A 13,016-nucleotide genomic window follows, 5' to 3' on the forward strand; every position below is an offset into this window, starting at 1 on the left:
ACCACACCCCGTTTTCCCCCACTTCCGCGTCTTGTTCTTGTGTGGTTTTTTCTGTTTTTTCTTGTCACTTAACACCACCCCTTTCTTCCAACCCCCCCCTTCAGCTCACGCGGCGAGGGCGGCGGCGACTTCCTTGCGCAGTTGGGGGAGTTTGGCGTAGAGCCGGTCGCCGGGGCAGTCGGTGTTGTAGAAGTCGCGGTGGCCCTTGATCTCCGCCACCGGGATGCCGTACTGGCGGCAGATGTACGCGCAGAACACGACCAGGGATTTCCATTGCGCCGCAGGGGGTTCGACGGTCATGTAGGTGCCTTCGTTCTCGATCCCGATCGCGTTGTCGTTCTGCCCGGGACAGTGCGCGGCGCGGATCATCCGGTCACCCGCGCGCAGCGCGTCGAGACTGCCGTGCCGCCCCTCCAGCCGGTATCCGCCGCGGCTGACGGTGAAGTGCTGACCGGTGTCGGACCAGTGGTTGTTGTCCATGTGGTCGTGCTGGTCGTCCCTGGCCACCTGGAACGCGTGGGCCAGCGAGTAGTCGGTGCTGTTGGGGCTGTCGATGTGGTGGATCAGGATGCGGTTCGCGCGATGGGTCAGGGTGACGAGCGGATCGGACGGCGGGCGCGCGCCCCACTCCGCGCAGCTGTAGACACGCGGGGCCGCGGCGGCATCCGCCATCCCGGGCAGCAGCAACCCCGCGGCGCTCGCGACGGTGAGCCCGGCGGCACCACAGAGGACAGCGCGCCGGGAGAGGTCGAAGGTCATGCCGCCCAGGCTGCGCGCGCGGCGTACACCTTTCGTACAAACGGCCCGGCGTCAGGCCAGATCGATACTCGCGGTGAACGGCCTGGTCAGCTCCAGCCGCCCGCCCTCGCTCTTCGCGATCGGCTCGTAGTCCTCACCGGACAACGCGAACATCGTGGCCGCCGCCGGTTCCTCGGCCGGATCGACCAGCAGGTAGTACGGAATCCGCCCCTCGGCGTACAGCGCGCGTTTGAGCGTCCGGTCCTTGAGCTTCGTCGACCGTGATTCGATCTCGCACACCAGGAACACCTGGTCCTCGGTCAGGTAAACACCGTCGAAACCGGGGTCCCTGTTGATCACCAGGTCGGGCACGACCAGCCGATCACCCCGGTGGCCGAGCACGATGTTCGCCCCGGGAAGCATTTCCAGCACCGAGGGAACGACCGGGTGGAGCTGACGCTGCAGCGTCGAGAGCATCCGCTGGTGCCTGACGCGGGGCCAAGGGCTCACGAGCAAGGCCCCGTCGACCAGCTCGACACGCTGGCCCGTCGTCTGGTCCTCGGGCAGCGCGAGTACGTCGTCAAGCGTCCAGCTGTTGTCCAGGCCGACCATTTCGCGCCCCCTGTGCGTGGAGACTGCCATGGTAGTTCACCTCCGCCCGTATTCGCCGTAACCGTCGTCGTCGTGTGTGACATTTCGGTGCTCTCCCCCTCTGGAAACAACCACACGGGGAGTATGCCGATGGGCACCGACAGTTTTGGACGCTCAGGCGGAGGCGGGTGCCTTCCGGACGCCTTCGGCCAGCTCGGCCGACAGCGCGCGCACGCTTTCCGCGCCCGAAGACGCGGCCGTGACCAGCGCGGAGCCGACGATGACCGCGTCGGCGAACCCGGCCACCTGCGCGGCCTGCTCGCCGGAGCGGACGCCGAGGCCGACGCCCATCGGCAGCCCGGTGTGCGCGCGGGTGCGGCGGACGAGGTCCTCGGCGTGGGTGCCGACCTGGTCACGGGCGCCGGTCACGCCCATCACCGCGGTGGCGTAGACGAAGCCGGACGCCGCGGCGACGGTCTTCGCGATGCGCTCCTCCGACGAGGACGGCGCGACCAGGAAGATCCGGTCCAGGCCGTGTGCCTCCGAGGCGGCCATCCACTCGTCCGCCTCGTCCGGGATGAGGTCCGGGGTGATCATGCCCAGCCCGCCCGCGGCCGCGAGATCCCGCGCGAAGGCGTCGACGCCGTAGCGGTGCACGGGATTCCAGTACGTCATCACGACGGCCTTGCCGCCGCGCGAGGACACCGCCTCGACGACGTCGAAGAGGTGCTTGAGCCGAAAGCCGCCGGACAGCGCCGTCTCGGCCGCCGCCTGGATCGTCGGGCCGTCCATCACCGGGTCGGTGTAGGGGACGCCGACCTCGACGAGGTCCGCGCCGCCGTCGATGGTCGCGGCGAGCAGGTCCTTCGAGCCGTCGACCGTCGGGAACCCGGCGGGCAGATAGCCGACCAGCGCGGCCCTGCCCTCGGCACGCGTACGCGCGAAAAGATCGTCCAGGCCGCTCACGAGCCGTCCACCAATCCGAAGTACTTGGCCGCGGTGTCCATGTCCTTGTCACCACGACCGGAGAGGTTGACCACGATCAGCCCGCCGGAGCCCAGTTCCTTGCCCAGCTCGATCGCGCCGGCCAGCGCGTGCGCCGACTCGATCGCAGGGATGATGCCCTCGGTCCGCGACAGCAGCCGGAACGCGTCCATCGCCTCCGCGTCGGTGACCGGCCGGTACTCGGCGCGGCCGCTGTCCTTCAGCCACGCGTGCTCGGGGCCGACGCCCGGGTAGTCCAGGCCCGCCGAGATCGAGTGCGATTCGATGGTCTGGCCGTCCTCGTCCTGCAGCAGGTACGACATCGCGCCGTGCAGGTTGCCAGGGCTGCCCTTGGTCAGGGTCGCGCCGTGGCGCCCGGTCTCGACGCCCTCGCCGCCGGGCTCCAGCCCCACCAGCCGCACCTCGGGGTCGTCGTAGAACCCAGAGAAGATCCCGATGGCGTTGGACCCGCCGCCGACGCACGCGGCGACGACGTCGGGCAGCCGCCCGGCCAGCTCGAGGATCTGCTCCCGGGCCTCCTGGCCGATGACGTGGTGGAAGTTCCGGACCATGGTCGGGAACGGGGCGGGGCCCGCCGCGGTGCCGAACAGGTAGTGCGTGGTGTCGGCGTTGGTGACCCAGTCGCGCAGGGCCTCGTTGATCGCGTCCTTCAGCGTGCGTGAACCGGTTTTCACTCCGACGACCTCGGCGCCGAGCAGCTTCATCCGCGCCACGTTCAGCGCCTGCCGCTCGGTGTCGACCTCGCCCATGTAGACCACGCAGTCCAGGTCGAGCAGCGCGCAGGCGGTGGCGGTGGCCACCCCGTGCTGGCCGGCCCCGGTCTCGGCGATGACCCGCTTCTTGCCCATCCGCTTGGTGAGCAGCGCCTGGCCAAGCACGTTGTTGATCTTGTGGGACCCGGTGTGGTTCAGATCCTCGCGCTTGAGGAAGATCCGCGCGCCCCCGGCATGCTCCGCGAAGCGCCTGGCCTCGGTGAGCAGCGACGGGCGGCCCGCGTAGTCCTTGAGCAGGCGCTTGAACTCGTCGACGAACTCCGGGTCGTTCCGTGCCTTGTCGTACTCGGCGGCCACCTCGTCGACGACGCCGATCAGCGCCTCCGGCATGAAGCGGCCGCCGTACGGGCCGTAGTACCCGCGCTCATCCGGATCGTGCTTCCCGTGCTTCTCGTCGGTCACCGGGACGGCCTCGGGCAGGCGGGGTGCGAACCTGCGGTGACCAGCTTGACCAGCGAGCCCTTCGGGTCACCGGAGGCGACCAGGCCCTCGCCGACGAGGACGGCGTCCGCGCCGTGCCCGGCGTAGGACATCAGGTCGCCGGGGCCGCGCACCCCGGATTCGGCGATCTTGTACACGTCCATCGGCAGACCGGGCGCGAGCCGGGAGAAGACGTCCCGGTCGACCTCGAGGGTGTGCAGGTTGCGCGCGTTGACGCCGATGACCTTGGCACCCGCCTCGAGCGCGCGGTCGGCCTCCTCGGCGTTGTGGATCTCCACCAGCGCCGTCATCCCGAGGGATTCGACGCGGTCGAGCAACGCCAGCAGCGCGTTCTGCTCCAGCGCGGCCACGATCAGCAGCACCATGTCCGCGCCGTGCAGCCTGGCCTCGTGCACCTGGTAGGGGCTGACGATGAAGTCCTTGCGCAGCACGGGAATGTCGACCGCGGCCCGCACCGCGTCGAGGTCGGCGAGCGAGCCGCCGAACCGGCGCTGCTCGGTCAGCACACTGATCACCCGCGCGCCGCCGTCCTCGTAGTCCTTGGCCAGCGACGCGGGGTCGGGAATGTCCGCGAGCGCGCCCTTGGAGGGGCTGCGCCGCTTCACCTCGGCGATGACGCCGATGCCGGACTCACGCAGTGCGCCCAGCACGTCCCGGGGCGCCGGGGCCTGCGCCGCACGGGTCTTCAGTTCGTCGAACGGCAGCGCGGCCTCGCGCTGGGCGAGGTCCTCCCGCACTCCGGCGACAATGTCCTCGAGCACGCTCACTGGCCGCCCCCGGCCACTACCGCACTCACCGGTGTATTCGCAAGGTCGCTCACAAAAACCTTCCCCTTCCCGCCGAAAAGATGCTAACCCCCGCACATCGGCCGGCTTATCCCGGGTACGCGCGTTGCTCCGAATGCCGCACCATGAAGATCACCTGTTCGCGGTGGGATCCTCACCCTCCGAAAGCGCCTCCCACAGCTCCGTGTCCGGATCGCGCGCCTTCCGTTTGGCGCCCGGAGCCGAGTACCGGGCACCGAGCCGGACAGCGCTTCCCGCGCCCTTGATGGCTGCCAACCCGCCGGCCGCGACGAGAATTCCGCCGAGCGCGGCCAGGCCCCTGCCGATCAGCATCTGGGACACCGGGAGCCCGTCGGCGTACCCGCCGAACCGGACGCCGTCGATCGCCGCCCACACCCCGGCGGCGCCCGCCAGTACCAGCAGCACGCCGAGCACGCGCCGGGCCCAGCCGCCGGTGGCCACCACGCCCGCGATCCCGGCCAGCGCGAGGATCGCCAGCGGCACCAGCGAGACGGCGCGCTGGTCGCCTTTCTCGGTGTGCAGGAGGGTGCCGCGCACGCCGCCGTCGCGGAACTCGGCGAACCAGACCAGCCGTGACGCGCCCCACAGCGCCAAGGCGCCCAGCAGGAGCGCCACCACGATCATCCACAGTGGACGCCGGGAGGGAGCGGGGGGCGGGGAGGACACGGGGGGTGGGCCCGAAGGGCTGGGGGGCGGGAGAGGCTCAGACACGGGCGGAGTCCTCGGCCGGGTCCAGCTCCCCCGCGGGCACCATCGTCTGCGCCGCGGCGACCGCGGACAGCACCGTGCGGGCCTTGTTGAGCGATTCGGTGTCCTCGTAGTCGGGCACCGAATCGGCCACCACCCCGCCCCCGGCCTGCACGTACGCGACACCGTCGCGCATCAGCGCGGTGCGGATGGCGATCGCGGTGTCCGCGTCGCCCGCGAAGTCGAGATAACCGACGACGCCGCCATACAGCGCGCGACGGGTCGGCTCCAGCTCCTCGATCAGTTCCATCGCCCGCACCTTGGGCGCCCCGGACAGCGTCCCGGCCGGGAAACACGCCGTGACGGCGTCGAAAGCGGTCTTGCCCTCGGCCAGCTCGCCGGTGACCGTGGACACGATGTGCATGACGTGGCTGTAGCGCTCGATCTGGAAGAAGTCGACCACCCGCACGGTGCCGGGCTTGCAGACCTTGCCGAGGTCGTTGCGGCCGAGGTCGACGAGCATCAGGTGCTCGGCACGTTCCTTCTCGTCCGCCAGGAGGTCCTTGGCCAGCTGGGCGTCCTCCTCCGGGTCCGCGCCGCGCCAGCGCGTACCCGCGATCGGGTGCGTGGTCGCGCGGCCGTCCCGCACGGTCACCAGCGACTCCGGGCTGGAGCCGACGATGTCGAAACCCTCCAGGCGCAGCAAATACATGTACGGGCTGGGGTTGGACGTCCGCAGCACGCGGTAGACGTCCAGCGCGTCGGCGCCGGTCTCGATCTCGAACCGTTGCGAGGGCACGATCTGGAACGCTTCGCCCGCCTTGATCGCCTCGACGGCCTTGTCCACCGCGGCGTGGAAGTCCTCCTTGGAGCGGCGGCGGACGAACTCCGGCGCGGGCCGGTCGAAGGTGGCCACGGTCGGCGGAGCGGGCACGCGCAGCTGTTCGGTCATGGCCGACAGGCGCGCCAGCGCGTCGTCGTAGGCGGCGTCGACGCGCTCCGGCGAGTTGTCCCAGTTGACCGCGTTCGCGATCAGCGTGACCGTGCCCTCGTGGTGGTCGAACGCCGCGAGGTCGGTGGCCAGCAGCATGGTCAGCTCGGGGATGTCGATGTCCCGCTCGGCCAGTTCGGGCAGCTTCTCCAGCCAGCGCACCGCGTCGTAGCCGATGTAGCCGACCATGCCGCCGGTCAGCGGTGGCAAGCCGGGCAGCGGCTCGGTGTGCAGCGCCTCGACGGTCTCGCGCAGCACGGTCAGGGGGTCGCCCTCGCGGGGCAGGCCGACCGGCGGGGTGCCGGTCCAGACGGCCTCGCCGTCGCGCACGGTCAGCGCGGCCGGGCTGCGGACGCCGATGAACGACCAGCGGGTCCAGGACGCGCCGTTCTCCGCGGATTCGAACAGGAACGTCCCCGGCCGGTCGGCGGCGAGCTTGCGATACACCCCGAGCGGGGTCTCGCCGTCCGCGAGCACCCGGCGGACGACGGGGATGACCCTGCGGTCTGCGGCGAGGTCCCGGAACTGTGTGCGGCTGAGGCTGACCGAGCCGAGCCCGGCTTGTGCGGCGACCATGCGGTTCATTGTGCTGCACCGCGTCCGCGGCGCCTGCGGCGGGGAGTAATTCAGCGAACGTTGAATTCGGCGTCCGGTGCGGTCATGATGAAGAGGTGAGCACCGAGGACAGCACAGTCAGCACGGACACTACCGCGCGGCGGCGCGGCCGCAGGCCCGCCGGACAGGACACGCGCACCGCGCTGGTCGCGGCGGCGCGCGCGGTGTTCGCCGAGAACGGCTACGACGGTTCGACCGTGCGCGCCATCGCCACCCGTGCCGGGGTCGACGCGGCCATGGTCAACCACTGGTTCGGCAGCAAGGAAGGCCTGTTCGCCGACGCCGTGCTCAAGCTGCCCTTCTCCCCGCACGAACTGCTCGAAAGCCTCCGCGCCGGGCCGGACGAGGAACTCGGCGAGCGGATCGTCCGCACCTTCCTCACCCGCTGGGACGGCGCCGGCGGTGACACCTTCCAGGCGCTGATCCGCAGCGTCGCCGGGCACGAGCAGGCCGGCCACGTCCTGCGTGACTTCTTCCAGAAGTTCTTCACGAAGCTGATCGCCTCGGCAGGCTCGGACCGGGTCGAACTGCGCACCGCGCTCGCCGCGTCCCAGATGGTCGGGATGGGCATGATCCGCTACATCGCGAAGTTCGAGCCGCTCGCGTCGGCGGAGATCGACACGCTGGTCACCGCGGTCGCGCCGACCGTGCAGCGCTACCTCACCGGCGACCTCGGCCTCTAGCCACCCGGCCTTCGCGGCTCTTCGCGCCGTACGCGCACGGGGAGCACGTACAGCCCTGGGAGCGCCTCACGCCGCACCATGACGACCACGTGCCGCCCGGTCCCGCCGACCCAGACCCGCCCGTCCCGGCGGAGGTCGCGGTCCACCCGGGAGATCTGATGCGTCGAGACAGCCGCCCCCAGTACCATGCCGCCGCCGTCGCGGAACCGCACGTGGAGATCGGGTGCCAGCCAGGTCAGCAGGGGCGGGCCCGGCCGGACCGCCACCGCGGCGGCCCGCCAGCCCGTCCGCCGCACCGCCCGGTACCGGCGCCACCAGCCGGTTGCGGCCGCCAGCGAAGCCGGGACACTCAGCAACGCGACCAGCCCGGCGGCCGTGCAGAGACCGATCACGACCCACTCTTCGTTGGGTTCGCCGGGAGTGCGGACGTGCCCGGGATTCCCTGGGTCGTAGATCACGGTGACCGGCTGGCCCGCCGAGTACGAGCGACCGCCCTGCGTGGCGATCCTGGCGACACGCGTGGTGTCCCCGACGGGATACCGCACCTGGATCGCCACGACGCCGGTTCCGCGATGCTTCTCGACCTCCAGCACGCTTCCCGGCACCCGCTGCCCGGTCTCCAGCAGCCGCGAGGGCGCCCGCACGAGCGCGGCCAGGCACCACAGCGCCGCGAGCAGGATCGCGCACGAGAGCACCACGAAACCCAGCGCGCGCCAGGTCATCATCCGCACCCGCCGGAGCTCCGCGCCGGGGTCGAACACGCCAGGGGGATCAGCACCAGCCGGCGGGATCCGCACCACGGAGCCGGTCGCCGCGGCCGCGAACTCACCGCCCCCACCGGACCGCCAGACCAGGACACCGGCGATGACCGCGCAGAACGGCGAAACGACGGTCACCACGATCGCGAGCGGAAACCAATCCCGTTCCCACGGCCGGTCGCTGACGATGAATCCCGCCGCCGTCACGGTGGCGGACACGACGAACAACAGCGACGCCGCACCGCAGGCGACCGCGTACGCCACCCCGCCGTGACCGTCGTCCCGTACCTGGACACCCCCGTCGAACCCCGGCCCCATCGACCCAGCGTACGGCCGGGTTTTCCTTGATCACCAACAAAAAAGGGTAACGAAGAGCACCGGACGGCGAGGCGGCCGACGCGGGTCAGCCGTCGGCGAGCAGCAGGCGGTCGTCGGTGTCGAAGCAGGTGCGGGTGCCGGTGTGGCAGGCCGGGCCGGTCTGGTCGACGCGCAGCAGGACGGTGTCGCCGTCGCAGTCGATCCGCACCTCGCGCACGTGCTGGACGTGGCCCGAGGTCTCGCCCTTGACCCACAGTTCCTGCCTGCTGCGCGACCAGTACGTGCCGCGGCGCGTGGTCAGGGTGGCTTCCAGCGCCTCGTCGTTCATCCACGCCATCATCAGCACGTCGGACGTCGAGTGCTCGACGACGACCGCGGCGATCAGGCCGTCGGCGTTGCGTTTCAGGCGCGCGGACAGCGCGGGATCGAGACTCATGCGTCCGCTCCCAGCAGATACCGCCGCAGCGGCATGGAGTTCAGCAGGACCCCGGTGTAGACGTACCCGGCGAAGAGCACTCCGGAGACGAGCTTGATCCAGACAAGCTCGGCGGCGAGCAGGATCAGCGCGTGCACCAGCGCGAAGATCACGACGACGGCGAACCCGCCGTAGCGCGCCGTCGGCATCTTCAGCGCGAGCCCGGTGACGACGACACCGCCGAGGATCAGCCCGGTCACCGGCAGCAGGAAACTCCGCAGCGACGCGCCGGGGGCGAGCATGAGGACGACCACCTCGACGACCCAGGCCAGCCCGAGTCCGACCAGCAGCGCCGCGGTGACCTTGACCTCGACCGGCGCCTTCCAGGATTTCGGGATCACCGGACCACGACCCCGCCGGTCCGCAGCGCGTCCTTGACCTCGCCGATCTTCAACTGTCCGAAGTGGAACACGCTGGCCGCGAGCACGGCGTCCGCCCCGGCCCGCACGGCGGGCAGGAAGTGCCCGGCCGCGCCCGCGCCCCCGCTGGCGATCACCGGCACCCGGACCGCCTTGCGCACCAGCTCGATGAGTTCGAGATCGAAGCCGTTCTTGGTGCCGTCGGCGTCCATCGAGTTGAGCAGGATCTCGCCGACGCCGAGCTCCTCGCCGCGCGCGGCCCACTCGACGGCGTCGATGCCGGTGCCGCGGCGGCCGCCGTGCGTGGTGACCTCGAAGCCGGACGCGGTCGGCTCGCCGCCCTCGGGCACCCGCCGCGCGTCCACCGACAGCACGACGCACTGCGCGCCGAACCGCCGCGAGGCCTCGCGGAGCATCTCCGGGCGCGCGATCGCGGCTGTGTTGATGCTCACTTTGTCGGCGCCGGTCCGCAGCAGCCGGTTGACGTCGTCGTTGGTCCGCACCCCGCCGCCGACGGTGAGCGGGATGAACACCTGCTCGGCGGTGCGGCGCACCACGTCGAAGGTGGTCTCCCGATCCCCCGAGGACGCCGTGACGTCGAGAAACGTGAGCTCGTCGGCCCCTTCTTCGTCGTAGCGACGGGCCAGCTCCACCGGGTCGCCGGCGTCGCGGAGGCCGGCGAAGTTGACGCCCTTCACCACGCGTCCCGCGTCGACGTCGAGACACGGGATGACCCTCACCGCCACAGCCATACCCGCCAGCGTAGTCATCGGCGGCCGGACGAATCGCGGGCGGGATGCATCGGAACGGGGTGCTCGCGCGTCTGTAGGTCGGACACCCCATGGCGGAGAGGAAAACCGTGCCCGCGAGCTTCGACGAGTTCGTCGCGGACCGCCTGGACGGGCTCCTGCGCTACGCGACCGTGCTGACCGACGATCCGGACCTCGCGCAGGACATCGTGCAGGAGGTGCTGCTGCGTGCCCAGCAGCGCTGGTCCACGATCGACTCGCCGCCGACGTACGTGCGGCGCATGGTGACCAACGAGTACCTGTCGTGGCGGCGCCGGGCGGTACGCCGCCACGTCCCGTCCTCGCCCGAGGTGCTCGACGCGATCAGCCCGCCGGTCTCCGACCACAGCCACGCCTACGACGAGCGGGACGAGATGCTGGCGCGGCTGGCCGAACTGCCCCGCAAACAACGGGCCGCGCTCGTCCTGCGGTACTACGAGAACTACTCCGACGCCGAGATCGCGAAGGTGCTGCGCTGCCGGGCCTCGACCGTGCGCAGCCAGATCTCCCGCGCACTGGCCACGCTTCGCGCGTCCGTCTCCCCGCGCCCCGCCGCACTCACCACCGGAGCCAGCGAATGACCCCGCCCCGCGAGCTCAGCGAGCACGAGATCGAAACCCTGTTGCGGGAAAGCCTCGATCACCTGGCCGCCAGTGCCCCCGACAGCAACGAGGTCCGCAACGCGCTGGCCAGGGCCGTCCAGGAACGGCCGCGGCGCCGGCCCCGGCTGGCACTCGCCGGGGCGATCGCCGCGGTGGTCGCCATCGTCGCGGGGATCCCGCTGGTCACGAGGACCGTGATGGACTCCGGGGAGCAGGCGGCGGCGCCAGGGACCACGGCGTCCACTTCGGACAAGCCGGTGCTCCAGTACGCCCCGGGCTGGCTGCCGGACGGGTTCGCCGAGCAGTACCGCGCCGCGGGTCCCGGGATCGTCCCGCAGGTACGCCGCTGGACCGCGGGGCCCAGCGAGATCGTGCTCTCGGCGTATTCGACCGACGACCCGGAGTGGTCGCAGACGGCACTGCGGATCGCGGCGCTGCGCGACCAGGTCGTCGTGCACGGCCGGGTCGGCATGGTCACCGGCGACACCGGGGCCGCCGCGCTGCTGACCTGGATGGCCGACGACCACCACGTGCTGACCGCGAAGATCGCCGGTGTCCCCGAGGCACGCCGGGTCGCGCAGCGGTTCGCGGACTCGGTGAGCGGCGGCAAGTCCGTGCTCGTCCGCGGCGAGGCCCGCCTCGGACCGCTGCCCGCCGGGCTGCGCGAACAGTCCACTGTGGTCCAGGGAACCGAGCCGGCGACGGGCAGCACCGAACTCACCGCCGCCGGCCCCGCCGGGACCGTGCTGCGGGTCGGCGTCGGCCCCGGCTCCCCCGGGCTCGGCGGCAGCACGCCGGTGACCGTGCGAGGCACCGAGGGGCGCTACGTGCCCCAGCGCGAACGGGACGACGCGCTGGTCGCCGTCCGGCTCCCGTCCGGCAGGTGGCTGACGGTGTCCGGCAGGCAGCCCCGGGAGACGCTGACCGCGGTGGCGGACGCCGTGGTGCTCGATCCGGCGCCCGACTACCACTGGCTCGGCTCCTGAGTCCGTCGTGGACGGCTACCAGCTCATCGACGGGAACCAGATCACCCCGAGCCGCCCGAGCATGCGCAGGTCCCAGTAGAGCAGCGTGAACGTGCCCGCGACGAGCAGCGCGGCGCCGGTGACGGTCGCGACGCGGGCGGGTTTCGCGGTCAGCCAGCGCCGCACGCGGCCGCCGGTGGCGTGGGTGAGCAGGAGGAACAGGACCGCCATGAGCACGATGTTGCCCACCGACTGCAGCGCGAACGCGGCGGCGCCGTAGAGCACGTTGTGGCTTTCGGCGGCGTCGCGGAACATGATCCGGAACAACGGGTACGGCCGTCCGATCAGGAATCCGCCGATCAGCGCGCCCATGACGACCAGCGGCGCGGCGGGGAAACGGCGGCCGAGCGCGGCGAGCGGATTGCCGATGACGCCGAGCGAGGCGAGGCCCAGCACGATGAACACGAGCCCGATCACCCCGAACACGATCATCGACTGGAGGCTCCGGCCGGACAGGCCGCCGGTCTGCGCGGTGGAGAACTGCGGCATCCGGGTGCCTGCCAGCGCGACGATCACGCCGTAGACCACCGACACGGTGAGCATTCCGGCGGCGATCCAGCCCAGTGGTTTCAGCGTGGTGAGGAACCGGCGCCTCCCGCTGTCCGCCTGGCCGCCGACCAACGGCGCGACGGCGCCGAACGCGGCGATGTTGCACGCGGTGAACGAACCGGCCAGCCCGGAAACGAACGCGAAGAGCGTCCCGGCCAGCACTCCGCCGATCGGCGTGGCCTTCGCGTCGTGCCCGAGGAGCGTGTTGGCGACGTTGTCGCCGATCACCTTGTCGACGAACGGTGCCGACCACACCATCGTCAGGACGAGCCCCGCCAGCAAGGCCGGGACGACGATCCGTGCCCGCCGCGCCGGATAGGGCCCGGCGGCGAAGCCTCCCGCGCGGGGACGCGACGGAACGTGTTCGGTGACGGACATGGATCCTCCCAGCGTCACAGGGACACAACAGGAGAATCCTCACGCGCGCGGCCGCGCCCCGCGCCGTCCGACCGGCCTATGCGTTCATCACCTCCACTGCTCCGACCACCCGATCACGCGAGCTCTCCGCCCCATCACGCGAGTTCCGCCCCCGATCACGCGAGTTCCGCTTTCCAGCACGCGAGTTCCCCGTGCACGAGTGTGCTGAAAGCGCGGCCTGGTTGCGACAAGGGCGTCCCCCAGTGCGTTGGGTGCACCGGGGGCGTCCCTCGGTGCGGTAGACGCACCGGGGGCGTCCCTCGGTTCCGGCGGCCGAGCACTCCGGCGGATCTGCCACGGTCCCTCTGACGCGAACCCGACGGGCCGGGCGGGGTACGGACCCAACCGAGCGGTAGCGAAGGGCGCCCCCACCGCCGGTAACTACCGGCCGCCCG

The 13,016-nt window shown here is 71.3% G+C and carries 15 protein-coding genes; 3 read left to right on the forward strand and 12 right to left on the reverse strand.

The window, feature by feature from the left end:
* Positions 1–105 precede the first annotated feature (105 nt).
* The 7 genes from ACFWX1_RS40865 to ACFWX1_RS40895 all read right to left on the reverse strand — a co-directional run bounded on the left by ACFWX1_RS40865 (position 106) and on the right by ACFWX1_RS40895 (position 6,608).
* Entirely contained in the window at positions 106–759 is a 654-nt protein-coding gene (locus ACFWX1_RS40865) for a peptidoglycan recognition family protein (protein WP_378395251.1), read from the reverse strand.
* A 51-nt stretch (positions 760–810) separates the two neighbouring features.
* A complete protein-coding gene (locus tag ACFWX1_RS40870; RefSeq protein ID WP_378395252.1) occupies positions 811–1,380 on the reverse strand; it encodes a Uma2 family endonuclease in 570 nt (189 codons plus the stop codon).
* A gap of 123 nt (positions 1,381–1,503) precedes the next feature.
* On the reverse strand, positions 1,504–2,295 hold the full coding sequence (gene trpA / locus ACFWX1_RS40875; protein ID WP_378395253.1) for a tryptophan synthase subunit alpha: 792 nt from the start codon (positions 2,293–2,295) through the stop codon (positions 1,504–1,506).
* The gene (gene trpB / locus ACFWX1_RS40880) at positions 2,292–3,527 is read right to left on the reverse strand and encodes a tryptophan synthase subunit beta (protein ID WP_378395268.1); all 1,236 of its coding nucleotides are present in this window, start codon (positions 3,525–3,527) and stop codon (positions 2,292–2,294) included. Before trpB ends, trpA begins: the two co-directional genes overlap by 4 nt.
* Complete coding sequence (gene trpC, locus ACFWX1_RS40885; protein ID WP_378395254.1) at positions 3,506–4,315, reverse strand: indole-3-glycerol phosphate synthase TrpC; 810 nt, start codon at positions 4,313–4,315, stop codon at positions 3,506–3,508. Before trpC ends, trpB begins: the two co-directional genes overlap by 22 nt.
* A 150-nt stretch (positions 4,316–4,465) precedes the next feature.
* The gene (locus ACFWX1_RS40890) at positions 4,466–4,978 is read right to left on the reverse strand and encodes a Trp biosynthesis-associated membrane protein (RefSeq protein ID WP_378395255.1); all 513 of its coding nucleotides are present in this window, start codon (positions 4,976–4,978) and stop codon (positions 4,466–4,468) included.
* Positions 4,979–5,057: 79 nt separating this feature from the next.
* Positions 5,058–6,608 carry an anthranilate synthase component I gene (locus ACFWX1_RS40895; protein WP_378395256.1) on the reverse strand — a complete coding sequence of 517 codons (1,551 nt, stop codon included), beginning with the start codon at positions 6,606–6,608 and terminating at the stop codon, positions 5,058–5,060.
* 95 nt (positions 6,609–6,703) lie between these two features.
* On the opposite strand from ACFWX1_RS40895, the gene ACFWX1_RS40900 reads away from it, so the two are divergent.
* On the forward strand, positions 6,704–7,330 hold the full coding sequence (locus tag ACFWX1_RS40900; RefSeq protein ID WP_378395257.1) for a TetR family transcriptional regulator: 627 nt from the start codon (positions 6,704–6,706) through the stop codon (positions 7,328–7,330).
* Here ACFWX1_RS40900 and ACFWX1_RS40905 read toward each other — a convergent pair.
* The 4 genes from ACFWX1_RS40905 to hisF form a co-directional block, all read right to left on the reverse strand.
* Complete coding sequence (locus ACFWX1_RS40905) at positions 7,327–8,406, reverse strand: DUF3592 domain-containing protein (protein WP_378395258.1); 1,080 nt, start codon at positions 8,404–8,406, stop codon at positions 7,327–7,329. The genes ACFWX1_RS40900 and ACFWX1_RS40905 overlap by 4 nt on opposite strands.
* Positions 8,407–8,491: 85 nt before the next feature.
* Positions 8,492–8,842, reverse strand: coding sequence for a phosphoribosyl-AMP cyclohydrolase (hisI, locus tag ACFWX1_RS40910; RefSeq protein ID WP_378395259.1), 351 nt, complete (start codon positions 8,840–8,842; stop codon positions 8,492–8,494).
* Positions 8,839–9,222 (reverse strand): hypothetical protein, encoded by a 384-nt coding sequence (locus ACFWX1_RS40915; protein WP_378395260.1) that lies wholly within the window; start codon positions 9,220–9,222, stop codon positions 8,839–8,841. Before ACFWX1_RS40915 ends, hisI begins: the two co-directional genes overlap by 4 nt.
* Complete coding sequence (hisF, locus tag ACFWX1_RS40920) at positions 9,219–9,992, reverse strand: imidazole glycerol phosphate synthase subunit HisF (protein WP_378395262.1); 774 nt, start codon at positions 9,990–9,992, stop codon at positions 9,219–9,221. The genes ACFWX1_RS40915 and hisF overlap by 4 nt, the downstream gene beginning before the upstream one ends.
* A gap of 89 nt (positions 9,993–10,081) precedes the next feature.
* On the opposite strand from hisF, the gene ACFWX1_RS40925 reads away from it, so the two are divergent.
* Entirely contained in the window at positions 10,082–10,609 is a 528-nt protein-coding gene (locus ACFWX1_RS40925; protein ID WP_378395263.1) for an RNA polymerase sigma factor, read from the forward strand.
* Positions 10,606–11,616 (forward strand): hypothetical protein, encoded by a 1,011-nt coding sequence (locus ACFWX1_RS40930; protein WP_378395264.1) that lies wholly within the window; start codon positions 10,606–10,608, stop codon positions 11,614–11,616. The genes ACFWX1_RS40925 and ACFWX1_RS40930 overlap by 4 nt, the downstream gene beginning before the upstream one ends.
* Positions 11,617–11,631: 15 nt before the next feature.
* Here ACFWX1_RS40930 and ACFWX1_RS40935 read toward each other — a convergent pair whose 3' ends face one another.
* Positions 11,632–12,582 (reverse strand): hypothetical protein, encoded by a 951-nt coding sequence (locus ACFWX1_RS40935; RefSeq protein ID WP_378395265.1) that lies wholly within the window; start codon positions 12,580–12,582, stop codon positions 11,632–11,634.
* Positions 12,583–13,016: the final 434 nt, after the last annotated feature.

This window comes from Amycolatopsis sp. NPDC059021, from assembly GCF_042739895.1.
In the GTDB taxonomy this organism is placed as follows: domain Bacteria; phylum Actinomycetota; class Actinomycetes; order Mycobacteriales; family Pseudonocardiaceae; genus Amycolatopsis.